General features: G+C 38.6%; 20 protein-coding genes and 1 pseudogene. 17 read left to right on the top strand and 4 right to left on the bottom strand.

What is annotated here, in order from left to right; genetic code table 11:
• The first annotated feature begins 156 nt into the window (after positions 1-156).
• The 3 genes from ADI74_RS02915 to ADI74_RS02905 all read left to right on the top strand — a co-directional run bounded on the left by ADI74_RS02915 (position 157) and on the right by ADI74_RS02905 (position 8473).
• Complete coding sequence (locus ADI74_RS02915; protein WP_049536917.1) at positions 157-6645, top strand: S8 family peptidase; 6489 nt, start codon at positions 157-159, stop codon at positions 6643-6645.
• Between the two features lie 414 nt (positions 6646-7059).
• Positions 7060-7929, top strand: coding sequence for a DUF6287 domain-containing protein (locus tag ADI74_RS02910; protein WP_049536916.1), 870 nt, complete (start codon positions 7060-7062; stop codon positions 7927-7929).
• A gap of 226 nt (positions 7930-8155) precedes the next feature.
• On the top strand, positions 8156-8473 hold the full coding sequence (locus tag ADI74_RS02905) for a hypothetical protein (protein ID WP_049536914.1): 318 nt from the start codon (positions 8156-8158) through the stop codon (positions 8471-8473).
• A 29-nt stretch (positions 8474-8502) separates the two neighbouring features.
• On the opposite strand, the pseudogene ADI74_RS02900 reads toward ADI74_RS02905, so the two are convergent.
• Positions 8503-10301, bottom strand: a pseudogene (locus ADI74_RS02900) (N-acetylmuramoyl-L-alanine amidase).
• Between the two features lie 57 nt (positions 10302-10358).
• Positions 10359-11267, bottom strand: coding sequence for a LysR family transcriptional regulator (locus ADI74_RS02895; protein WP_049536913.1), 909 nt, complete (start codon positions 11265-11267; stop codon positions 10359-10361).
• Between the two features lie 41 nt (positions 11268-11308).
• Between ADI74_RS02895 and ADI74_RS02890 the strand changes: the two genes are divergently transcribed.
• The 3 genes from ADI74_RS02890 (at position 11309) to ADI74_RS02880 (ending at position 12305) form a co-directional block, all read left to right on the top strand.
• Complete coding sequence (locus ADI74_RS02890) at positions 11309-11602, top strand: YqgQ family protein (protein WP_049536911.1); 294 nt, start codon at positions 11309-11311, stop codon at positions 11600-11602.
• Complete coding sequence (locus tag ADI74_RS02885) at positions 11599-11979, top strand: rhodanese-like domain-containing protein (RefSeq protein WP_049536909.1); 381 nt, start codon at positions 11599-11601, stop codon at positions 11977-11979. Before ADI74_RS02890 ends, ADI74_RS02885 begins: the two co-directional genes overlap by 4 nt.
• A gap of 86 nt (positions 11980-12065) precedes the next feature.
• Positions 12066-12305: a hypothetical protein gene (locus tag ADI74_RS02880; protein WP_049536908.1), complete on the top strand. Its 240-nt coding sequence runs from the start codon at positions 12066-12068 to the stop codon at positions 12303-12305.
• 40 nt (positions 12306-12345) lie between these two features.
• Here the strand turns inward: ADI74_RS02880 and ADI74_RS02875 are convergent, their stop codons facing one another.
• Positions 12346-13071 carry a pseudouridine synthase gene (locus ADI74_RS02875; RefSeq protein WP_049536907.1) on the bottom strand — a complete coding sequence of 242 codons (726 nt, stop codon included), beginning with the start codon at positions 13069-13071 and terminating at the stop codon, positions 12346-12348.
• Between the two features lie 160 nt (positions 13072-13231).
• On the opposite strand from ADI74_RS02875, the gene typA reads away from it, so the two are divergent.
• The 7 genes from typA (at position 13232) to pyrE (ending at position 20637) form a co-directional block, all read left to right on the top strand.
• A complete protein-coding gene (gene typA, locus ADI74_RS02870) occupies positions 13232-15073 on the top strand; it encodes a translational GTPase TypA (RefSeq protein WP_049536906.1) in 1842 nt (613 codons plus the stop codon).
• A 19-nt stretch (positions 15074-15092) separates the two neighbouring features.
• Entirely contained in the window at positions 15093-15347 is a 255-nt protein-coding gene (locus tag ADI74_RS02865) for a DUF3165 family protein (RefSeq protein ID WP_049536905.1), read from the top strand.
• A 117-nt stretch (positions 15348-15464) separates the two neighbouring features.
• Positions 15465-16817 carry a UDP-N-acetylmuramoyl-L-alanine--D-glutamate ligase gene (gene murD / locus ADI74_RS02860; protein ID WP_049536904.1) on the top strand — a complete coding sequence of 451 codons (1353 nt, stop codon included), beginning with the start codon at positions 15465-15467 and terminating at the stop codon, positions 16815-16817.
• 1 nt (position 16818) lies between these two features.
• Entirely contained in the window at positions 16819-17877 is a 1059-nt protein-coding gene (locus ADI74_RS02855; protein WP_049536903.1) for a UDP-N-acetylglucosamine--N-acetylmuramyl-(pentapeptide) pyrophosphoryl-undecaprenol N-acetylglucosamine transferase, read from the top strand.
• A 9-nt stretch (positions 17878-17886) separates the two neighbouring features.
• Complete coding sequence (locus ADI74_RS02850; RefSeq protein WP_049536902.1) at positions 17887-19041, top strand: cell division protein FtsQ/DivIB; 1155 nt, start codon at positions 17887-17889, stop codon at positions 19039-19041.
• 228 nt (positions 19042-19269) lie between these two features.
• Positions 19270-19965, top strand: a complete 696-nt coding sequence (gene pyrF, locus ADI74_RS02845) for an orotidine-5'-phosphate decarboxylase (RefSeq protein WP_049536901.1) — start codon at positions 19270-19272, stop codon at positions 19963-19965.
• 39 nt (positions 19966-20004) lie between these two features.
• Positions 20005-20637, top strand: a complete 633-nt coding sequence (pyrE, locus tag ADI74_RS02840; protein WP_004261667.1) for an orotate phosphoribosyltransferase — start codon at positions 20005-20007, stop codon at positions 20635-20637.
• Between the two features lie 50 nt (positions 20638-20687).
• On the opposite strand, the gene ADI74_RS02835 is transcribed toward pyrE, so the two are convergent.
• The gene (locus tag ADI74_RS02835) at positions 20688-21311 is read right to left on the bottom strand and encodes a cysteine hydrolase (RefSeq protein WP_033605931.1); all 624 of its coding nucleotides are present in this window, start codon (positions 21309-21311) and stop codon (positions 20688-20690) included.
• A 252-nt stretch (positions 21312-21563) separates the two neighbouring features.
• On the opposite strand from ADI74_RS02835, the gene ADI74_RS02830 reads away from it, so the two are divergent.
• The 4 genes from ADI74_RS02830 (at position 21564) to lctO (ending at position 24235) form a co-directional block, all read left to right on the top strand.
• The gene (locus ADI74_RS02830; protein WP_033605930.1) at positions 21564-22124 is read left to right on the top strand and encodes a TetR/AcrR family transcriptional regulator; all 561 of its coding nucleotides are present in this window, start codon (positions 21564-21566) and stop codon (positions 22122-22124) included.
• A 173-nt stretch (positions 22125-22297) separates the two neighbouring features.
• Entirely contained in the window at positions 22298-22612 is a 315-nt protein-coding gene (locus ADI74_RS11410) for a hypothetical protein (RefSeq protein ID WP_002880183.1), read from the top strand.
• A 20-nt stretch (positions 22613-22632) separates the two neighbouring features.
• Positions 22633-22938, top strand: a complete 306-nt coding sequence (locus ADI74_RS11405) for a hypothetical protein (RefSeq protein ID WP_162838149.1) — start codon at positions 22633-22635, stop codon at positions 22936-22938.
• Between the two features lie 160 nt (positions 22939-23098).
• Positions 23099-24235 (top strand): L-lactate oxidase, encoded by a 1137-nt coding sequence (gene lctO / locus ADI74_RS02815; protein WP_000120723.1) that lies wholly within the window; start codon positions 23099-23101, stop codon positions 24233-24235.
• Positions 24236-24432 lie beyond the last annotated feature (197 nt).

The following is a 24432-nucleotide window of genomic DNA, read 5'->3' as shown; positions in this document are numbered from 1 at the left end:
TTAATTGATATACTATTTTTCAGAGAGCTAACAATTATATATAAATGTACTACTCTATCCCACTAGATAATACTTAAAAAAACTTTTTATAACAAAGGCTAGCAAGGTTAAAGTTTTCTATCTATTGGGTTTAAAATAAAAAATGAAGGAATTATAATGAAAAAAAGTACGGTATTGTCATTAACTACTGCTGCAGTTATTTTAGCAGCATATGCCCCCAATGAGGTAATTTTAGCAGATGCACCTAGTTCTGAAGATGCTTTAAGAATTTCTGATAAAGAAAAAGTAGTAGCAGATGCACCTAGTTCTGAAGATGCTTTAAAAATTTCTGGTAAAGAAAAAGTAGTAGCAGATAAAGAAACAGAAAACAATGAACAATCTGAAGATATTCATAATGTTATAGAAACTTCAAAGGATATTGAGGAGAAGAAGACAACAGTTATTGAGGAAAAAGAGGTTGTTAGTAGAAAGTCTGAGATAGACAAAAAAACTAGTAACGAAGGAGCAAGTATCAAAGAAGACTCCAAGCAACCCAAAGGAGATGATGCGGACTCATTTGTAAATAAAGATACAGAAAATCCGAAAAAAGAAGATAAACTTGTCTATATTGCTGAATTTAAAGATAAAGAATCTGGAGAAAAAGCAATCAAGGAACTATCCAATCTTAAGGATACAAAAGTTTTATATACCTATAATACGATTTTTAATGGCGCTGCCATTGAAACAACTCCAGATAATTTGGACAAAATTAAACAAATAGAAGGTGTTTCGTCGGTTGAACGATCACAAAAAGTCCAACCAATGATGAATCATGCCAGAAAGGAAATTGGAGTTGAGGAAGCTATTGATTACCTAAAGTCTATTAATGCTCCATTTGGGAAAAATTTTGATGGTAGAGGTATGGTCATTTCAAATATCGATACTGGAACAGATTATAGGCATAAGGCTATGAGGATCGATGATGATGCCAAAGACTCGATGAAATTTAAAAAAGAAAACTTAAAAGGCACTGATAAAAATTATTGGTTGAGTGATAAAATCCCTCATGCGTTCAATTATTATAATGGTGGTAAAATCACTGTAGAAAAATATGATGATGGAAGGGATTATTTTGACCCACATGGGATGCATATTGCAGGGATTCTTGCTGGAAATGATACTGAAAAAGACATCAAGAACTTTAATGGCATAGATGGAATTGCGCCTAATGCACAAATTTTCTCTTATAAAATGTACTCTGACGCAGGATCTGGGTTTGCGGGTGATGAAACAATGTTTCATGCTATTGAAGATTCGATCAAACACAATGTCGATGTTGTTTCGGTATCATCTGGTTTTACAGGAACAGGTCTTGTAGGCGAGAAATATTGGGAGGCTATTAGAGCATTAAGAAAAGCAGGAATCCCAATGGTTGTTGCTACAGGTAACTTTGCGACTTCTGCTTCAAGTTCTTCTTGGGATTTAGTAGCCAATAATAATCTGAAAATGACAGATACTGGAAATGTAACACGAACTGCCGCACATGAAGATGCGATAGCGGTCGCTTCTGCTAAAAATCAAACCATTGAGTTTGATAAGGTTAACATTGGAGGACAAAGTTTTAAATACAGAAATATAGGAGCTTTTTTCGATAAAAATAAAATCCTAACAAATGAGGATGGGTCAAAAACTCCAAATAAATTAAAATTTGTATATATAGGCAAAGGTCAAGACCAAGATTTGATAGGATTGGATCTTAAGGGCAAAATTGCAGTAATGGATAGAATTTATACCAAGGATTTAAAAGATGCTTTTAAAAGAGCTATGGATAAAGGCGCACGTGCCATTATGGTTGTAAATACTGTAAATTACTACAATAGAGATAATTGGACAGACCTTCCAGCTATGGGATATGAAGCGGATGAAGGGACTAAAAGTCAAGTATTTTCAATTTCAGGAGATGATGGTGTAAAATTATGGAACATGATTAACCCTGATAAAAAAACTGAAGTCAAAAGAAATAATAAGGAAGATTTTAAAGATAACTTAGAACAATACTATCCAATTGATATGGAAAGCTATAATTCTAATAAACCGAATGTAGGTGATGAAAAAGAAATTGACTTTAATTTTGCAGCTGACACAGACAAAGAACTTTATAAAGAAGATATTATAGTTCCAGCAGGGTCTACATCTTGGGGGCCAAGAACAGATTTGCTTTTAAAACCGGATGTTTCAGCACCTGGTAAAAATATTAAATCTACTCTAAATGTTATTAATGGTAAATCTACTTATGGTTATATGTCAGGAACTAGCATGGCAACTCCAATCGTAGCAGCTTCTACTGTTTTGATTCGACCAAAATTAAAGGAATTGCTTGAAAGACCTGTCTTGAAAAATCTTAAGGGAGATGACAAAATAGACCTTACAAGTCTAACAAAAATAGCCCTACAAAATACTGCAAGACCTATGATGGATGCAACCTCTTGGAAAGAAAAGAGTCAATACTTTGCATCACCTAGACAGCAGGGAGCAGGGCTAATTAATGTTGCCAATGCTTTGAGAAATGAAGTTGTAGCGACTTTCAAAAATACAGATTCTAAAGGTTTGGTAAATTCATATGGTTCCATTTCTCTTAAAGAAATAAAAGGTGATAAAAAATACTTTACAATCAAGCTTCACAATACCTCAAATAGACCTTTAACCTTTAAAGTTTCTGCATCAACTGTAACTACAGATGCTCTAACTGATAGGCTAAAACTCGATGAAACATATAAAGATGAAAAATCTCCTGACGGGAAGCAAATTGTTCCAGAAATTCACCCAGAAAAAGTCAAAGGAGCAAATATCACATTTGAGCATGACACTTTCACTATAGGTCCAAATTCCAGCTTTGATTTAAATGCGGTTATAAATGTTGGGGAAGCAAAAAATAAAAATAAATTTGTAGAATCATTTATTCATTTTGAGTCAGTGGAAGAAATGGAAGCTCTAAACTCAAACGGTAGGAAAATAAACTTCCAACCTTCTTTGTCGATGCCTCTAATGGGATTTGCTGGGAATTGGAACCACGAACCAATCCTTGATAAATGGGCCTGGGAAGAAGGATCAAAATCAAAAGCGATGGAAGGTTATGATGATGATGGTAAACCAAAAATTCCAGGTACCTTAAATAAGGGGATTGGTGGAGAACATGGTATAGATAAATTTAATCCAGCAGGAGTTATACAAAACAGAAAAGATAAAAATACAACATCCCTAGATCAAAATCCAGAATTATTTGCTTTCAATAACGAAGGAATCAACGCACCGTCATCAAGTGGTTCTAATATTGCTAAAATTTATCCTTTAGATTCAAATGGAAATACTCAAGATGCTCAACTTGAGAGAGGATTAACTCCTTCTCCACTTGTATTAAGAAGTGCAGAAGAAGGGGTGATTTCAATAGTAAATACGAATAAAGAAGGAGAAAATCAAAGAGACTTAAAAGTCATTTCGAGAGAACACTTTATTAAAGGAATTTTAAACTCTAAAAGAAATGATGCAAAGGGAATCAAATCATCTAAACTAAAAGTTTGGGGTGACTTGAAATGGGATGGACTCATTTATAACCCTAGAGGTAGAGAAGAAAATGCCCCAGAAAGTAATGACAAAAAAGATCCTGCTACTAAGATACGAGGACAATTTGAACCGATTGCGGAAGGCCAATATTTCTATAAATTTAAATATAGATTAACCAAGGATTACCCATGGCAGGTTTCCTATATTCCTGTAAAAATTGATAACACACCTCCAAAGATTGTTTCAATTGATTTTTCAAACCCTGAAAAAATTAAGTTGATTACAAAGGATACTTATCACAAGGTCAAAGAGCAATACAAGAATGAAACGCTATTTGCGAGAGATCAAAAAGAACATCCTGAAAAATTTGACGAGATTACCAACGAAGTTTGGTATGCTGGGGCCGCTCTTGTTAATGAAGATGGAGAGGTTGAAAAAAATCTTGAGGTCACTTATGCAGGTGAGGGTCAAGGACGAAATAGAAAACTTGACAAAGACGGGAATACCATTTATGAAATTAAAGGTGCAGGAGATTTAAGAGGCAAAATCATTGAAGTGATTGCATTAGACGGTTCTAGCAATTTCACAAAGATTCATAGAATTAAATTTGCTGATCATGCTGATGAAAAGGGGATGATTTCCTATTATCTAGTAGATCCTGATCAAGATTCATCTAAATACCAAAAGCTTGGCGAGATTCCCGAATCTAAATTTAAAAATTTAGAAAATAGAAAAGAGGATAGTCTTAAAAAAGATACAACTGAAGTAGAACATCATCAAGAAAATGAAGAGTCTATCGAAGAAAAATCTAGCTTGACTATTCATAAAACAATTTCAACAATTAGAGACTTTGAAAGCAAAGATTTAAAGAAACTCATTAAAAAGAAATTTAGAGAAGTTGATGACTTTACAAGTGAAACTGGTAAGAGAATAGAGGAATACGATTATAAATACGATGATAAGGGAAATATCATTGCTTATGACGATGGTAGTGCCTTAGAATATGAAACTGAAAAACTTGATGAAATCAAATCAAAAATTTATGGCATTCTAAACCCATCTAAAGATGGACACTTTGAAATTCTTGGAAAGATCAGTAATGTTTCTAAAAATGCCAAGGTATACTATGGAAATAACTATAAATCTATAGAAATCAAAACGACCAAGTATGATTCACATTCAAAAACGATGACATTTGATTTATACGCTAATATTAATGATATTGTGGATGGATTAGCTTTTGCAGGAGATATGAGGTTTTTTGTCAAAGATGATGATCAGATAAAAGCTGAAACTAAAATTAGAATGCCTGAAAAAAATAAGGAAACTAAAACAGAATATCCCTATGCATCAAGTTATGGGAATGTAATAGAATTAGGAGAAGGAGATCTTTCAAAAAATAAACCAAACAATTTAACGGACATGGAATCTGGTAAAATCTATTCTGATTCAGAAAAACAACAATATCTATTAAAGGATAACATCATTCTAAGAAAAGGCTATGCACTAAAAGTGACTACCTATAATCCTGGAAAAACGGATATGTTAGAAGGGAATGGAGTTTATAGCCAGGAAGATATAGCAAAAATCCAAAAGGCCAATCCTAATCTAAGAGTCTTATCAGAAACAACAATTTATGCTGATAGTAGAAATGTTGAAGATGGAAGAAGTACTCAATCAGTATTAATGTCGGCTTTGGACGGCTTTAACATTGTAAGATATCAAGTGTTTACCTTTAAAATGAATGATAAAGGGGAGGCAATCGATAAAGATGGCAATCTTGTGACAGATCCTTCTAAACTTGTATTATTTGGTAAGGATGGTAAAGAGTACACAGGAGAGGATAAGTCCAATGTAGAAGCTATAAAAGAAGATGGCTCTACGTTATTTATTGATGCAAAACCAGTAAATCTTTCAATGGACAAGAACTACTTTAATCCATCTAAAACTAATAAAATTTATGTACGAAATCCAGAATTTTATTTAAGAGGTAAGATTTCTGATAAGGGTGGTTTTAACTGGGAGTTGAGAGTTAATGAATCGGTTGTAGATAATTATTTAATCTACGGAGATTTACACATTGATAACACTAGAGATTTTAACATTAAGCTTAATGTTAAAGACGGTGACATCATGGACTGGGGGATGAAAGACTATAAAGCAAACGGATTCCCAGATAAGGTAACAGACATGGATGGAAATGTTTATCTTCAAACTGGCTATAGTGATTTGAATGCGAAAGCGGTTGGAGTACATTATCAATTTTTATATGATAATGTCAAACCAGAAGTAAACATTGATCCTAAGGGAAATACTAGTATCGAATATGCTAATGGAAAATCTGTAGTCTTTAACATCAATGATAAAAGAAATAATGGATTCGATGGTGAGATTCAAGAACAACATATTTATGTAAATGGAAAAGAATACAAATCATTTGATGATATTAAACAACTAACAGATAAGACACTAAACATTAAGATTGTTGTAAAAGATTTCGCAAGAAATACAACCGTAAAAGAATTCATTTTAAACAAAGATACGGGAGAGGTAAGCGAATTAAAACCTCATAGGGTAACTGTGACAATTCAAAATGGAAAAGAAATGAGTTCAACGATAGTGTCGGAAGAAGATTTTATGTTACCTGTCTATAAGGGTGAATTAGAAAAAGGATACCAATTTGATGGTTGGGAAATTTCTGATTTCGAAGGGAAAAAAGACGCCGGCTATGTTATTAATCTATCAAAAGATACCTTTATAAAACCTGTATTCAAGAAAATAGAGGAGAAAAAGGAGGAGGAAAATAAACCTACTTTTGATGTATCGAAAAAGAAAGAAAAAACACAATCTGATTCAACTAATGATGTCAACAGTATTGTTTCTGATGAAAATGATAAAAACTTTGAAATTAACAAGAACGTTTATCTAAATGAACAAGGGAACTTAACTAATAAAAATACTAACATCAATAGTAAATCAACTAGTAACAATCCTAATGAGTTGCCAAAAACTGGAACAGCAAGCGGAGCCCAGACACTATTAGCTGCCGGAATCATGTTTATAGTAGGAGCTTTTCTTGGATTGAAGAAAAAAAATCAAGATTAAGACAAAAGCCATAGAAAAAATGGTTTATGTACTGAGATTAGATAGTGAGGTGATGACATAGTTTTGTGAAAATATTGATTTATAAATATATTATTTAGATTTCTATAAAAATGGGAGATTTGAAAGAGATATATGTAAAAGCCTTGTCTTAGGACAGGCTTTTTCTAATGGAGATGGGTTCTGTTTCAAATCCATTTCTTTGGCTTATAAAAATATAAATACAAACGGTTGTTTATATTTTGTGGTATAATGTATTGTAATAAATACTTGTTTTGATACCAATCTAGAGATGTTTTGATAGTTAATTATTCTAGAAATTTTTGCTTAGATTTTCTAAAAATTATAAAAATCCGTGGATAATAACGAATGAAGTCTCGCAAGCTTGGCTGAATATAAATCAAAAAGGAGAAAATTATGAATAAGAAAGAACGAGAAAAACAATTTGAAGAGGTCAATGGACGTAAGCGGTCTGAATCAAAGTCGGCTCCGAATAAAAATATAAAAATCTATATTGGCCTAGCACTCGCTGCTTCAGTCACTCTCATCTTGGTAAGTATTTTCTCGCATTCTTTGATTGGAAAGAAAGAGTCAAATCAAGCATCGTCTGCCGTTTCAACTACAGAGTCAACAAGTCAATCGTCTACAAGCCAAGGGAAAACAGATGAGACTGATAAGGATAAACAAGAGGAAATCCAAAAACTCAAGGATCAACTGACTGCTTTAGATACCAAAATTACGGAAGCAGAAGCACTTGTTAGCAAGCTAAAGAATGAAGCTGCCGTTCCAAAACTAGATATTGAAGCAATCAAGAACAATGATTTGTCTAGTTTAGAAGGCACTTGGCGTAGTCAATCTGGTAATGAATACATTATTAATGATTCTGGAGAAGTAGATGCGACTTGGTTTACAAATGATCAAAAGTACGAATCTGTAGTTGGATTAAAGGTATCAAAAGGTCAAGATAGTCGTAATCCTGAGACAGCTTCTATCAGTGCGTGGGTAAAAGATTCTGTTGCTGGAGGATTTGTAGTAGTGGCTGTGCCAAGTGGAGTTGTTATGCAACCTGCTGATGATGGAAAGATTACGGATAAAAGCAATCATGCTGAAGAAAGACTACTTTCTGGGCAAGAGTATGGATCGATGTTAATGAAACCAGAAGATGTTTACTATCGTGTGAAACCAGATACCAGTAAACTTGAGGAAGCAGAAAAGAACTTAGCCCAACTACAAGCAGATCGAGAAGCAATCAAATCTTCTCTAGAGTCAAAGGAAAAGAAAAACTAGATGGTATTTGTTCAAAAATACTGTTACAATCGGCAGAATCAAGAAGCACATTAGGGCTTCTTTTTCTTTTATCACTACTATTCAACCACTTAGACAGAGATATTGACCAGATAGGCAAAAGGGCTTGTTCTTGAAAAAATCCTCTGCTATAATGATTCATGTAAGGGACGTAAGGGGTCAGTATCAGACAACTCAAGTCAATAAAAAAAGAAAATGGAGACAAAAAATGAAAAAATTATTGGGACTTGTATTCTTAGTAGCTGCAGCGCTAGTATTGTATTTCGGCTCTGTTGGATGGGCAAGTTTGGATGTCAACCTCTGGTCACTCATTCCGGTAGGATTGTTCCTCTATTTTACGCTAGAAAACTTTTTGAAAAAAGACTACAAGTCTAGTCTGATGTGCTTGATCATTGCCTTTGTCATTGTAAATGCTATTTTTGATCTCTTACCAATTTCAAGTGGTTTGGTAATTGCTGCCGGTGTGCTAGCATGTGTAGGACTTGGCTACCTCTTTCCTGATAAGGATAAACAAGAAGACAAATAAAAAGTCTCGAGATTTCTCGAGACTTTTTATTATTTACCAGCGTAATATTTTTGGATCCCTTTCACAATACCTGCGACCAGTTTATCTTGGTAGTGGCTATCTCTGATTTGTTGGTTTTCGGTGAAATTATCCATATAACCAAGCTCTAGGAGGACAGCTGGTTTGGCTGTTTCGCGTAGGACAGCAAAGCTGCTCTCCAACAGACCAGCATCCTTAGCTCCTGTTTCTGCTAGAAGAGAGGAGTGGATGGCAGCGGCGAGGCGTTTGCTTTCACTCATACGATCAGGGTGATTGTGCCAGTATTGATTAATCTTACTTGGATAATCAGGTTCATCTCTATAGGAGTAGGTTTGAATACCGCTCGCTTTTGAGTAGGTATTACCAGTAGCGTTGAAGTGAATACTGATAAAAATATCAGAGTTGGTCTTATTAACCATACGAGAACGTTCGGTAACAAAATCAACGTCAATATCACTATCACGAGAGGTGAGGACCTTGTAGCCCAGTTCTTCTAACTTAGCACGAAGTTTACGGTAAATCTGCATATTGAGATCTTTTTCAGCGACATTGTAGTAAAAAGCACCGGAATCTCGACCACCATGCCCAGGATCTAGGAAGATGGTATTGCTATATTGGCCTTTTGTAAATCCGCCTTCAGTTGAAACTTCAGAAATCCATTGGCCGTATTTTTGGAACAAGTGCTCCTTGCCGTCTATCTTGTAAGTTCCTGAAACATAATGTCCACTATCGTCCAGATAGTAACGAGCCTTGTAATAGTCGTCGTAAATCCACTCATTCTTGGCCATATAACCGCCAGACTTGAGGTAGTATGCCCCAATCCACTCTTGATTTGCATAACGGCCATCCGCTTTTAGATAGAACCAGCTATTGTAGGATTTATCAAAAATCCACTCTTTTTCCGCCATGGCCCCGCTGGCCTTGAGGTAGTAGCTTTCTTTCCATTTATTGGAAAGCATGACTCCATTTTGTTCAAAAGCATACCAAGAACCATTGATTTTCTCCCATTTGTCTTGGCTATATTTCCCATATTCATTAGCGTAATACCAATTTTCATTGATTTTCACCCAAGAGTTCTCTGCCATGGCCCCGCTACTGTCAAGCAGGTAGGCACCAATGGTTGTCTGGCTGAGCATCACGCCGTTTTTATCAAAGTAGTACCAAGAACCGTTGATTTTCTCCCACTTGTCTTGCGAGATTCTGCTAGATGGTGTGACATAGTACCAATTTTGGTCAACCTTCACCCAGCCATTGTTAGCCATAGCCCCACTTTTAGTAAGGAGATAACCATCAACGATTGTCTGACTGAGCATGACGCCATCTTTGTCGAAGTAGTACCAAACTCCTCCGATTTTTCCCATTTTTGCTGGATGATTTTTCCAGACTCACTGGTGTAGTACCATTTCCCTTCAAGAGCCACCCAACTATTTTCTACCATGACCCCGTCTTTATTGAGAACATAGCCGTCAAAGATAGTATCGCTGAGTCGATTTCCCTCTTGGTCAAAATAGAACCACTTATCTTGAATTTTTTTCCATCTTAGGACAGGCTGATTATTTTCATAGAAACGCCACTGCTTGTTTTCTTCCTGCCATCCTTCTTTTTTAGGGGCTTCTTCTTTTGTCTTGTCTTTTGGAAGTGATGCAACCTCCTCTTCAGTTTTAGTTGAAAGATCTTTCTTATCTTCCTTAGAGTTGCTTTGTTCGGTGGTAGCAGGAGGATTAGCGTTGCTTTCCTCTGCGTAGATAGGTGCTTGGGTCAATCCTGCCATTGAAAGGACAACAGCACTTGCCAATATAAACTTTTTCAACGATATTCTCCAATCATTATTTTCTAAGAAATATTATAAAATATGTCTGATGGTTTATCAACTATCAAACTGAACTTCTTCTAGTAGATACTCGATAAAGCGTTCGCCCATCTTAGACAGGCTGGTTTTTTCATGCTGGATATAGACCAGCTCAATGGGATCGTTTATGTCCAGTGGAATGGAAACGATATTGTCTCCGTTGAGGTTGCTGTTTAAAATCCCTGTTGCAATCGTGTATCCGTCCAAACCAATCAAGAGATTAAAGAGAGTGGCACGGTCGCTGACCACGATAGATTTTTTGTGGTATTCCTGCGAGAGAATCTCTTCAGAGAAGTAGAAGGAGTTGTGCGTCCCTTGGTCATAGCTGAGGTAAGGGAAGTTCTCCAAGTCTTCTAGTTTAACCTTATCTTTCTTTGCTAGAGGGTTGGTCTTGCTGACAAAGATATGGGGCTGGGCTGTAAAGAGATGGTGGGCCAAGAGGTGGTTGTCATCCAGCATTTTTGTTAAAACATCACGGTTATAACTATTCAAAAAGAGGACACCGACTTCACTACGGAAGTTCTTGACATCGTCGATAATCTCCCAAGTCCGAGTTTCACGAAGGAAAAGTTCGTATTTTTCCATATCACTTTTCTTGAGCAGAGAGACAAAGGCATTGACTACAAAAGCATAGTGTTGAGAGGAAACGCTAAAGAGCTCGCGGTGGGCGACAGGGTTTTTATAGCGTTCCTCCAGAAGCTGGGTTTGCTCGACAACTTGACGGGCATAGGAAAGAAACTCCATCCCATCACGGGTCAAGGTAATGCCCTTGGGATTACGAATAAAAATTTCAATACCCATTTCATTTTCCAAGTCTCGAACGGCATTGGAGAGACTGGGTTGGGTGATAAAGAGTTGCTTGGCTGCTTCATTCATAGAGCCAGTTTCGACGATTTTGATAATATAGTGTAATTGTTGAATTCTCATGCTTTTATTGTACCACACTTGGTGAAGAATGAGCAAAGAAGATGAAGGGAAGAGAGGAAAGACCCAAACTGGTATTGAAAAAAAGTCTAAAATCTGTTAGAATGAAAGCTATGAAAACATTCTATGATGTGCAGCAATTTCTCAAACAATTTGGCATTATTGTCTATGTGGGGAAGCGCTTGTATGATATTGAACTGATGAAGCTCGAACTTTCTCGGATCTATGATGCAGGTCTGATGGACAAGCTAGACTATCTAGAGGCGGAAGCTGTTCTTCGTAGAGAGCACAAGATAGAATTAGACTACATAGAGAAAAATGGAGAGAAGAACTTATGACAATTTGGATTTTGTGGGGAATCGTACTAGCGATGGCAGCATGGATGGGCTATAACTACCTTCGTATTCGTCGTGCGGCTAAGATTGTAGACAATGCAGAGTTTGAAGCCTTGATTCGGAAAGGACAGTTGATCGATGTCCGTGAACCAGCAGAATTTCACAGAAAACACATTCTTGGTGCGCGCAATATTCCTTCAAATCAATTGAAGTCAAGCCTTGCAGCCCTTCGTAAGGATAAACCTGTCCTTCTCTACGAAAACCAACGTGGACAAGGAGTGACCAATGCAGCCCTCTATCTGAAAAAGCAAGGTTTTTCTGAGATTTATATCCTTTCTTATGGATTGGATTCTTGGAACGGGAAAGTCAAGACTAGCTAACATTCTGTAAAAATCTGTCGAATGATAGATAAAGCTAGCATTTTATGGTATCATCATTTATATTAATTTTAAGGAGGTTTTATAATATGAATTCACAACAAAAGAAAAAAGCCCCACTTGTTTTAGGTATCCTATCTATTGTGCTCGGTTTGCTATTTCCAATTGTAGGCCTGATTTTGGGTATCATAGGATTGGTCTTGGCTATTTCATATCAAAAAGAATCTCAATTAGCCTATAAAACAGAAAAAATTCTGAATATCGTAGGACTTGTGGTTTCTGTACTTAACTGGATTGTAAACGTCGCAGTATTTTTTATTTTAAGATAAGCAATAAACAAAAAGCTTTAAACATAAAGCTTTTTTTGTTTTATCGACTCATCTCTAAATAGATTTTAATAATTTCTAATTCCTCTGGATTCAAGGAACAGTATTGTCCTTCTGCTAGTTCTGGGTCTAATGTAAAGTCACCGAACTGAACTCGTTTGAGAGAGGTCACCTTTACACCAACTGAGAGAAACATTTTCTTGACTTGATGAAACTTCCCTTCAGAGATGGTGATGGAGGCATGGCTCTCTGTTGGGCTTGCGGATAGAATTTCTAGTTTGGCAGGTTTGCAGAGTGTTCCATCTAAAAAGACAATCCCATCTTTGAACTTTTGGATATGATCGGATGAGAGCGGTCCATTAACCTTAACTTGGTAAGTTTTATTCACATGATATTGAGGATGGAGGAGTTGAAAACCAAGAGGTCCATTATCTGTCACAAGGAGCAGTCCTGTCGTATCGCGGTCTAGCCTACCTATCGCATAGAGTTGGTCTGACTGAATGTCAGGTGGAAGGAGGTCCATGACGGTTGGTAGGTCCTTATCCTTGCTAGCTGTAACGACTCCGTTTGGCTTATGAAGCATGAGGTAGGTGTGCTCGTATCCTTGAATCTGCCGTCCTTGAAAAACTAGTTTCTGCAATCCAGTGTCGACATTTTGAGCGAGGGAGCTGGCTGGACAATCGTCCACTATGATTTCTTTTTTCAAAAGTGCCTGTTTCATAGCCTTGCGACTGACCTTTTCTTGGGCTAATAATCTATCTAAACGCATACCAGCTTATCTTATCATAAGTCTCTGACTTTGAAAAGAGTTGCCTTGACTAGAAAAGCGGAGTGAAAACATTTACACTTGCTTGAGTTATGTTATTTACTTGAAAATATGGTATAATTGCTCAGTTAGAAAATAAATTTTAAATATTATAGAGGAAATCATGACAAAATTAAGAGAAAATATCCGTAACGTAGCCATTATTGCCCACGTTGACCACGGGAAAACAACCCTCGTTGATGAATTATTGAAACAATCAGAAACGCTTGATGCACGTACTGAATTGGCAGAGCGTGCTATGGACTCAAACGATATCGAAAAAGAGCGTGGAATTACCATCCTTGCTAAAAATACAGCCGTTGCCTACAACGGAACTCGTATCAATATCATGGACACACCAGGACACGCGGACTTCGGTGGAGAAGTTGAGCGTATCATGAAAATGGTTGATGGTGTTGTCTTGGTCGTAGATGCCTACGAAGGAACAATGCCACAGACTCGTTTCGTATTGAAAAAAGCCTTGGAACAAGATCTTGTCCCAATCGTGGTTGTTAACAAAATCGACAAACCATCAGCTCGTCCAGCAGAAGTAGTAGACGAAGTATTGGAGCTCTTCATTGAGCTTGGTGCAGATGACGACCAGCTTGACTTCCCAGTGGTGTATGCTTCAGCTATCAATGGAACATCTTCCTTGTCTGATGATCCTGCTGACCAAGAAGCAACAATGGCACCAATCTTTGACACGATTATCGAACACATCCCAGCTCCAGTAGACAACTCAGATGAGCCTTTGCAGTTCCAAGTGTCACTTTTGGACTATAATGACTTCGTTGGGCGTATCGGTATCGGTCGTGTTTTCCGTGGTACTGTTAAGGTTGGGGACCAGGTTACCCTTTCTAAATTGGATGGTACAACCAAGAACTTCCGTGTTACAAAACTCTTCGGTTTCTTTGGTTTGGAACGTCGTGAAATTCAAGAAGCCAAAGCAGGTGATTTGATTGCCATTTCCGGTATGGAAGACATCTTTGTCGGTGAAACCATTACTCCGACAGACGCAGTTGAAGCTCTTCCAATCCTACACATCGATGAACCAACGCTTCAAATGACTTTCTTGGTAAACAACTCACCATTTGCAGGTCGTGAAGGAAAATGGGTAACTTCTCGTAAGGTGGAAGAACGCTTGCAAGCAGAATTGCAAACAGACGTTTCTCTTCGTGTTGAACCAACAGACTCACCAGATAAATGGACTGTTTCAGGACGTGGAGAATTACACTTGTCAATCCTGATCGAAACCATGCGCCGTGAGGGTTATGAACTTCAAGTGTCTCGTCCAGAAGTTATCATTAAAGAAATCGATGGTGTTAAATGTGAGCCATTTGAACGTGTGCAAATCGATACTCCAGAAGAATACCAAGGATCTGTTATCCAAAGCCTTTCTGAACGTAAGGGTGAAATGTTGGATATGATTTCAACTGGTAATGGTCAAACTCGCTTGGTCTTCCTAGTCCCAGCGCGTGGTTTGATCGGATACTCAACTGAGTTCTTGTCAATGACTCGTGGTTACGGTATCATGAATCATACCTTTGACCAATACTTGCCATTGATTCCGGGTGAAATTGGTGGACGTCACCGTGGTGCCCTGGTTTCCATCGATGCTGGTAAGGCTACAACATACTCAATCATGTCGATCGAAGAACGTGGAACCATCTTTGTCAACCCAGGTACTGAGGTTTACGAAGGAATGATCATCGGTGAAAACTCTCGTGAAAACGACTTGACAGTTAATATCACCAAGGCCAAACAAATGACCAACGTCCGTTCAGCTACTAAGGACCAAACAGCGGTTATCAAGACACCTCGTATCTTGACCCTTGAAGAGTCTCTTGAATTCTTGAATGACGATGAGTACATGGAAGTAACGCCTGAGTCAATCCGTTTGCGTAAGCAAATTCTCAATAAGGCAGAGCGCGAGAAAGCCAATAAAAAGAAAAAATCAGCTGAATAAGAGCTAGAAAGAGATAAAGATGGTCTATTTAATCATAGGGATACTCTTATTACTACTCTATGTATTTGCGACACCTCAAAGTATCAAAGGAACAGTCAACATCGTTATCTTGGTCTTTGTAGTTGTTGCACTCTTGATTTTGCTGTTCTTGTCCGTCCTGCAGATTTTCCAATTACCGACAGAATTTTTTGTCACAATCGCCATGCTGGCCCTAGCCTACTTTAGCTTGAGAGACATTACGCTCATGTCTGTAAAAAAGAGCAAAAGAAGATAAATAGAAAGAGAGCTACGGCTCTCTTTTTCGATGTTATAATGAGGGCTAGAGCATTTTCGTTTAGTAATATTTCCATAAAAATGGTAAAATAGTAGGAGTAGAAATGGAGTTTGAGACATGAAAGTAATCGATCAATTTAAAAATAAGAAAGTACTTGTTTTAGGTTTGGCTAAGTCTGGTGAGTCTGTGGCCCGTTTGTTGGACAAGCTAGGAGCTATTGTGACAGTAAATGACGGCAAGCCTTTTGAGGAAAATCCTGCTGCTCAAAGCTTGCTGGAAGAGGGAATCAAGGTTGTCACTGGTGGGCATCCTTTGGAACTCTTGGATGAAGATTTCGCTCTGATGGTGAAAAATCCAGGTATCCCGTATAGCAATCCCATGATTGAAAAGGCATTGGCAAAGGGGATTCCAGTCCTGACTGAGGTGGAATTGGCTTATTTAATCTCAGAAGCGCCAATTATCGGTATCACTGGTTCAAATGGGAAAACAACCACAACGACGATGATTGGGGAAGTTTTAACTGCTGCCGGCCAACATGGTCTTTTGTCAGGAAATATCGGCTATCCTGCTAGTCAAGTGGCTCAAACAGCGACAGACAAGGACACGCTCGTCATGGAACTTTCTTCTTTCCAACTGATGGGTGTCCAAGAATTCCATCCTGAGATTGCGGTTATTACCAACCTCATGCCAACTCATATCGACTATCATGGTTCTTTTGAGGAGTATGTGGCAGCTAAGTGGAATATCCAGAACAAGATGACAGCAGCTGATTTCCTTGTCTTGAACTTTAACCAAGACTTGGCAAAAGAATTGGCTACCAAAACACAAACTACTGTTGTACCATTTTCAACACAGGAAAAGGTTGATGGAGCTTATTTGGAAGATGGTCAACTCTACTTCCGTGGAGAAGTGGTCATGGCAGCTAGTGAAATCGGTGTTCCAGGTAGCCACAATGTAGAAAATGCACTTGCGACTATTGCTGTAGCCAAGCTCCGTGGTGTGGATAACCAAACCATCAAGGAAACTCTTTCAGCCTTTGGTGGTGTCAAACACCGTCTCCAATTTGTGGATGAAATTCAGGGTGTCAAATTCTATAACGATAGCAAATCAACCAATATCTTAGCGACTCAAAAAGCCTTGTCAGGATTTGACAACAGTAAGGTTATCTTAATTGCAGGTGGTTTGGACCGTGGAAATGAGTTTGACGAATTGGTGCCAGATATCACAGGCCTCAAGCAGATGGTTATCCTCGGTCAATCTGCAGAACGTGTCAAACGGGCAGCGGATAAGGCTGGTGTGGCTTATGTAGATGCGACAGATATTGCTGATGCGACCCACAAGGCCTATGAGCTAGCGACTCAAGGAGATGTGGTTCTTCTCAGCCCTGCCAATGCTAGCTGGGATATGTATGCTAACTTTGAAGTACGTGGCGACCTCTTTATCGACACAGTAGCGGAGTTAAAGGAATAATATGAAAAAAATTGTCTTTACAGGTGGGGGGACGGTTGGACATGTCACCCTCAATCTTTTGTTAATGCCTAAGTTCATCGAAGACGGCTGGGAAGTTCATTATATCGGTGATAAACACGGAATCGAACACCAAGAAATCCTCAAGTCAGGTTTGAATGTGACCTTCCATTCTATTGCAACTGGGAAGTTGCGTCGCTATTTCTCTTGGCAAAATATGCTGGATGTCTTCAAAGTTGGTTGGGGAATTGTCCAATCCCTCTTTATTATGTTACGACTTCGTCCACAGGCTCTTTTTTCTAAGGGAGGATTTGTCTCAGTACCGCCAGTTATCGCAGCGCGTGTGTCTGGAGTACCTGTCTTTATCCACGAATCTGACCTATCTATGGGTTTAGCCAATAAAATTGCCTACAAATTTGCAACCAAGATGTACTCAACCTTTGAGCAGGCTGCTGGTCTCGCAAAAGTTGAGCATGTGGGAGCAGTGACCAAAGTTTCAGACCAAAAAACTTCAGAGCCAGATGAATTGGTGGATATCCAAACCCACTTTAATCCAAAATTGCCAACTGTATTGTTTGTTGGTGGTTCTGCAGGAGCTCGTGTCTTTAACCAATTGGTGACAGAACATAAAAAAGAGCTGACAGAGCGCTACAACATTATCAATCTCACTGGAGATTCTAGCCTCAATGAATTGAGTCAAAATCTCTTTCGTGTTGACTATGTGACGGATCTCTATCAACCCTTGATGGAGATGGCAGATGTGGTGGTGACGCGTGGCGGTGCCAATACGATTTTTGAGCTCTTAGCCATGGCGAAACTCCATCTCATCGTACCATTGGGTCGTGAAGCAAGTCGAGGAGACCAGATTGAAAATGCAGCCTACTTTGTTAAGAAAGGCTATGCAGAAGAACTTCAAGAAAGTGACTTGACCTTGGAAAGCTTGGAGGCGAAACTCAGTCACTTGCTTAGTCACAAGGATCAGTACCAAGCTAGCATGAAAGCTTCGACTGAATTGAAATCTCTTGCAGATTTTTACGATCTACTAAGAAAAGACCTATCATAAGGAATATCAATGTCAAAGGATAAGAACAAAGAATCAAACCAGAAGCAAGAATTGTCTGAATGGCAGAAACGAAACCAGGAATACCTGAAGAAGAAGGCTGAGGAAGAAGCTGCCCTAGCTGAGGAGAAGGAAAAGGAAAAACAAGCTCGAATGGGGAAAAACTCTAAGTCGTTAGAGGAAAGTAAGAAGTTATCAAGTGATTCCGACCAGAACGAAACTGTTCCAGACGAAGAATCATCCGAAAAAGAAGAAAAATCTAAAAAGGGTGATCCTAAAGTCAAAGAAGAAAAAGAGAAGAAAAAAGAAAAACCAGAGAAACCAGCCAAACCAGCCAAGCTTAAAATTGCGCCTGTTCATATTTGGCGAGCTGTGAGTATCTTGGTACCCAGTGTCCTAGTCCTCCTTTTTTCAGTCTATCTGTTGACTCCACTTTCGACCATCAAAAATATCGAGGTTAAGGGAAATAGGAACACCCAGGCGGATGACATCAAACAGGCTTCTGGAATTCAAGATAGCGACTATACCTTAGCTCTATTGTTGGATAAGGAAACATACGCTGAGCGAATCAAGTCCAATCATTGGATAGAATCGGCGAAGATTAACTATCAATTTCCGACTAACTTTACGATTGAGGTTAAGGAGTTTGATATTGTCGGTTATTATGTGTCTGGTGAAGAGTATTATCCAATTCTTTCTAGTGGTGCGGTTGAGTCAACTCCTGTAAATCGCTTAAACTTGCCTGAGACTTATCTGACAGTTACCTTTAATGATGAGCAGCAGGTGAAAGAGCTGGTCACAGGATTATCTACTATCAGTGAGGATATCAAGAGTCAAATCCAGAAAATCGAATTAGCTCCGAGCAAGGCAACAGCAGATCTTTTAAAAATTACTATGCTGGACACAGATGAGATTTTGGTTCCCTTGTCAGAATTGAGCAAGAAATTGCCTTATTACAGCAAAATCAAGCCACAATTGACAGAACCGAGTGTAGTCGATATGGAGGCTGGAGCATACAGCTATACCATAGCGGATAAATTGATAGAAGAGGCTGAGGAAAAAGCCAAACAAGAGGCCAAGGAAGCTGAGAAGAAAAAACAGGAAGAAGAAAAGAAAAAACAAGAAGAACAGGGAAGTCAAACGAGCCAGCAATCACAGAGTCGTTAGACTAACTTTTCCTCTTGATTTTGAATGGTATAGAAGTCCAGTTTCGAGTTTTTGCTTGACAAGTCCTACTATAAATAATAGAATAGAAAAAAACCTTTAAAGCAGTCCAGAGAGGCAGCTAAGGTTAGACGGTGAAAGGGTGGACTCTACCCATTTTTCGTGGAACCTTGCTGTTGGCAGGTTCCTTTTTTCATGCTCTCTAGCTTACAAAGGTAAAAGGAGAAAAGTATGCGTGAACATCGTCCAGTTATTGCTCTTGATTTTCCTAGTTTTGAGGCAGTCAAGGAATTTTTATCTCTTTTCCCGGCAGAAGAAAGTCTTTATCTAAAAGTAGGGATGGAGCTTTATTATGCGGAAGGTCCAGAAGTTGTCCGTTATTTGAAGTCATTGGGGCATAGTGTCTTTTTGGACCTCAAGCTACATGACATTCCCAATACAGTCAAATCTGCCATGAAGGTCCTATCTCAGCTTGGTGTGGACATGACAAATGTTCATGCTGCTGGTGGTGTGGAGATGATGAAGGCTGCGCGTGAAGGTTTGGGGACACAAGCCAAATTGATCGCTGTGACCCAGCTTACATCAACGTCGGAAAGCCAGATGCAGGATTTTCAAAATATCCAAACCAGCCTGCAAGAGTCTGTGATTCACTATGCCAAGAAGACAGCTGAAGCGGACTTGGACGGTGTCGTTTGCTCGGCTCAGGAAGTCAAGCTTATCAAAGAAGCAACAAGCAAAGATTTTATCTGTTTGACACCGGGAATTCGTCCAGTGGGAGCCACAGTTGGAGACCAAAAACGTGTCATGACACCTGCTGACGCCTATCAAATCGGTAGTGACTATATCGTAGTGGGACGTCCTATTACCCAAGCTGAGGATCCTGCTGCAGCTTATCATGCTATCAAGGATGAATGGAACCAAGACTGAAATGAAAGAAATAGATTATAAAAACAAAAGGAGAATACTATGACACTTGCTAAAGATATCGCTAGCCACCTCTTGAAAATCCAAGCCGTTTACCTCAAACCAGAAGAACCTTTCACTTGGGCATCAGGTATCAAGTCACCGATTTATACTGACAACCGTGTGACACTAGCCTATCCAGAAACTCGTACTCTCATTGAAAATGGTTTTGTAGATGCTATCAAAGAAGCCTTTCCGGAGGTTGAAGTGATTGCAGGAACTGCGACAGCAGGGATTCCACACGGAGCTATTATTGCTGACAAGATGAACTTGCCATTTGCCTACATCCGTAGCAAACCAAAAGACCACGGAGCTGGTAATCAAATCGAAGGCCGCGTAGCTCAGGGTCAAAAAATGGTAGTGGTTGAAGACCTTATTTCAACAGGTGGTTCTGTTCTTGAAGCAGTAGCAGCTGCTAAACGAGAAGGAGCAGATGTGCTTGGAGTTGTAGCGATTTTCAGTTACCAATTGCCAAAAGCAGATAAGAACTTCTCAGACGCAGGTGTCAAACTTGTGACGCTTTCTAACTACAGTGAACTCATTCACCTAGCCCAAGAAGAAGGATATATCACACCAGAAGGACTCGACCTTCTAAAACGCTTTAAAGAAGACCAAGAAAATTGGCAAAACGCTTAAAACATAGAAAATCAGGTAGTCGCTAGGATTACCTGATTTTGTTTTTAATACTAAAGTTGAGCGATAACTTCCTCAGTTGTCAAAACTTGGTTGGCAATGTAGCCATAGTTTGTCAGGGCAGCTTGGTAGGCTTCTTCACCTGGAGCACCGACAGCATCGTTAACAACAATGACATTGTAGCCTAATTCTATGAGTTCACGCATATGTGAATCCACGCAGAGATTAGCATTCATACCAGCCAAGATGACGGTGTCGATACCATTTTTGCGGAGTTGAAGGTTAAGGTCGTTGCTTTCTGGGCCAAAGATTTTATGTCCGTTGACAACAATAGTATCTTCATCCAAAAATGGTTTAATCTCTTCAATCATATCTGCTCCAGAGCCTTCTGGAATTGCTGAATACTGGCTATCACGCCAAAACATTTCGTTTTCAATCATCATCGTTTCACCAGCAGCTTTAAATTGCCACTTGTGATCGTGTGGATAGAAGTAGTGCGGTGAGATAAAACGCTTGTAGCCACGCTCTTGAGCAAGAGCGAAAAGCTTTGTCAGATTTTCAATAGTATTAACTTTTTCAAGAACGTCTTTAGTTGCTCCGAATCCTTTACCAGTATGTTTTAGGAATTCAACTTGTGGGTCTGTGATAACAAATGCGACATTTTTCTGATTGAACATGAGGTTCCTCCTAATATGATTTGATTAACAGCCAATAGGAATTTAGACTGTTAGTTTGATGATTTTCCAAATGGTAGTTTTAGTTATATACTGACCATTCGGTACAATTATAATAACATCTAAAATTGAATTTGTAAATTAATTTGCTCAGAACAAAAATTTTAATGATAAAACAGTGGCAAAAGGAGGTGGTTTCAATTGTTTGGTTTCAGGCTCTGAATCTGCTATAATAGGAAAAAGAGAGGTGAGCAGATGAGTGTTAAAGAGCGTATTTTACAAAGTGCTGAGAAATTGATTTATCAGAAGGGTTATGTGGCCACCTCCATCAGTGACATCATGGAGGCAGCTGATGTTGGCAAGGGGCAGCTTTATTATTATTTCAAATCTAAGAAGGAAATTGGTTTGACGGTCATTCAAGATATTTTAGCAAATTGGCGAAAAGAGCTTTTTGAAGATATTTTTGAAGCAGACAAGTCTGACAGTGACAAGTTTTCGGATATGATTGACTGGGTTTGTCAATTTCATGAAAGTCAGACGGTCTTTTATGGTTGCCCAATTGGTAATCTGATTGTGGAATTGTCCACAGAAGATGAGAACTTCCGCTTTCCTCTCAATGATTTTATGACCCAGTGGACAGAGAAGTTAGCCAGCCTCTTGCAAGACCTGCATGCTGACTGGTCAGAAGAGCGGGCGCAGTTGCAGGCCCGTCAAGTCATCTCCAGTATTCAAGGAAGCATTGTCATTCTCAAAGTCAGCCAAGACATCCAAGTTTTGGAAAATAATATGACGGATTTGAAAAAGAATTATTGTTAATTTTTAGCCGAAGAATTAAAAGTATGTTAATTTATGGATTGTGGTTAAGAGGTAAGAATGACAACAGATATTAAAACTGAAATTGGTCATAGAGTAAGACAGGAACATGAACGTCACAAATTGACGAGAGAAGAGGTCTGTGGACAGAAGCTGACTTAATAATCAAACAGCTGATGCGTACTGAGCTTGGGCAATCCTTGCCAACAATTACTAAGTTACAATATTTATCTAAGCGATTAGAAGTTCCGATAGATACTTTTCTTGAAAATAAAGAACTAGCTCTTCCTGAGGAAGAGTTGCTGAGTCTAGACTTGATTGAAAGAATATTAGACTTGATAAGGACAGGGACAGGTAGTTTCGCTGAAGATATTTTTGATGATTATTTTAAGCAAGTAACACTAAAGCAAGTTTACACATTCAATGATTTACTATTAATTGATTATTTTGCTATGCAATGTCAAGACTTGATTTATAGAAGAGAGCATTAGATGATTTTCGGATTAAGTTGTTGAAACAGCAATTAGTTAGTGATGAAATGTATAATGTAGAGCTACTATCAGTTCTTTGTGCCATAGCGGGTGTTTATGTTGTTCATAGTGACTATAAGCATATGATATCTCTAGTAAAAAAGATGAATGAAATTTTATCAGTAACAATGTTGCAAGTCTATAAATCTGGAATTTCAGTATTTGAAGCTAAGTGCTATCTTTATTTTGAAAATGATAAAAATAAAGCAAAGGAACTTTATCACTCAGCAACTATACTAGCTGAACAATTTGATGATAAAGTATTAGAAAATGAAAAGATTATTTGAATTTCCATAACTTAAGAAAGTTCATCATTTTTAATTATCTCTGTAAAATGATTGAAAGCATGAAATTTCCAAACAAAATATTTGAAAAATTTTGAAAAAAGAGTTAGAATATTTTTTGTAATATACAAAGTAAACGCTTACTTATCAAGGAGGACATTTTATGTCATACAAAACAAGCAATGCAGAAGGTCATGTAGATTTCATCAATACCTATGATTTGGAGCCAATGGCGCAACAAGTTATTCCTAAAGCAGCATTTGGCTATATCGCTAGTGGGGCGGAGGATACTTTCACTTTGCGTGAGAATATTCGTGCCTTTAACCACAAACTCATCGTTCCTCATACACTTTGCAATGTAGAAAATCCAAGTACAGAGATTGAATTTGCAGGCGAAAAATTGTCTTCACCAATCATTATGGCGCCTGTTGCGGCTCATAAATTGGCAAATGAACAGGGTGAAGTGGCGACTGCGCGTGGTGTGCATGAGTTTGGTTCTCTCTATACAACCAGCTCTTACTCTACTGTCGACCTTCCAGAAATTACGGAAGCCCTTCAAGGGACACCTCATTGGTTCCAGTTTTACTTTAGTAAAGATGATGGTATCAATCGCCACATCATGGACCGTGTGAAGGCTGAAGGTTATAAAGCGATTGTCTTGACGGCTGATGCTACGGTAGGGGGCAATCGTGAGGTCGATAAGCGTAATGGTTTTGTCTTCCCAGTTGGCATGCCGATTGTTGAAGAATACCTGCCAGAAGGTGCTGGTAAATCAATGGACTTTGTTTACAAATCAGCTAAACAGCGCCTATCTCCACGAGATGTAGAATTTATCGCTGAATACTCAGGACTTCCTGTTTATGTCAAGGGGCCACAATGCCGTGAGGACGTTGAACGTTCGCTTGCTGCTGGAGCTTCTGGTATCTGGGTAACCAACCATGGTGGCCGTCAAATCGACGGTGGGCCAGCTGCCTTTGACTCACTTCAAGAAGTAGCAGAAGCAGTTGACAAACGCGTACCAATTGTCTTTGACTCTGGTATTCGTCGTGGCCAACACGTCTTTAAAGCCTTGGCTTCAGGAGCAGACTTGGTAGCTATTGGCCGCCCGGTTATCTATGGCTTGGCTCTCGGCGGTAGTGTTGGTGTGCGTCAAGTCTTTGAACACTTGAATGCAGAATTGAAGACAGTTATGCAGTTATCTGGAACTCAGACTATTGAAGATGTCAAACACTTCAAACTCCGTCACAACCCATACAATCCAACCTTCCCAGTTGACCCTCGTGACTTAAAATTGTATTGATAAAATAGCTTGCCTCCACTTGATGTGGAGGTTTTTCTTCGTCTATAGGAAGAATAAATCACCATTGAAATCTATATAAATATATTTTTCAGTCAAATATCTTGCTAGGGCTTTCATTTTTTGCTATACTGGTGCAGTAATTAAATAATAAAGACATTTGGGGTGCTTTAGGCTGAGATGATACCCATTGAACCTGA

This window comes from Streptococcus pseudopneumoniae, assembly GCF_001074565.1.
GTDB lineage: Bacteria > Bacillota > Bacilli > Lactobacillales > Streptococcaceae > Streptococcus > Streptococcus pseudopneumoniae_J.
Note: the sequence above shows the minus strand (reverse complement) of the source record. Positions and strands in the feature narration are given on the sequence as shown.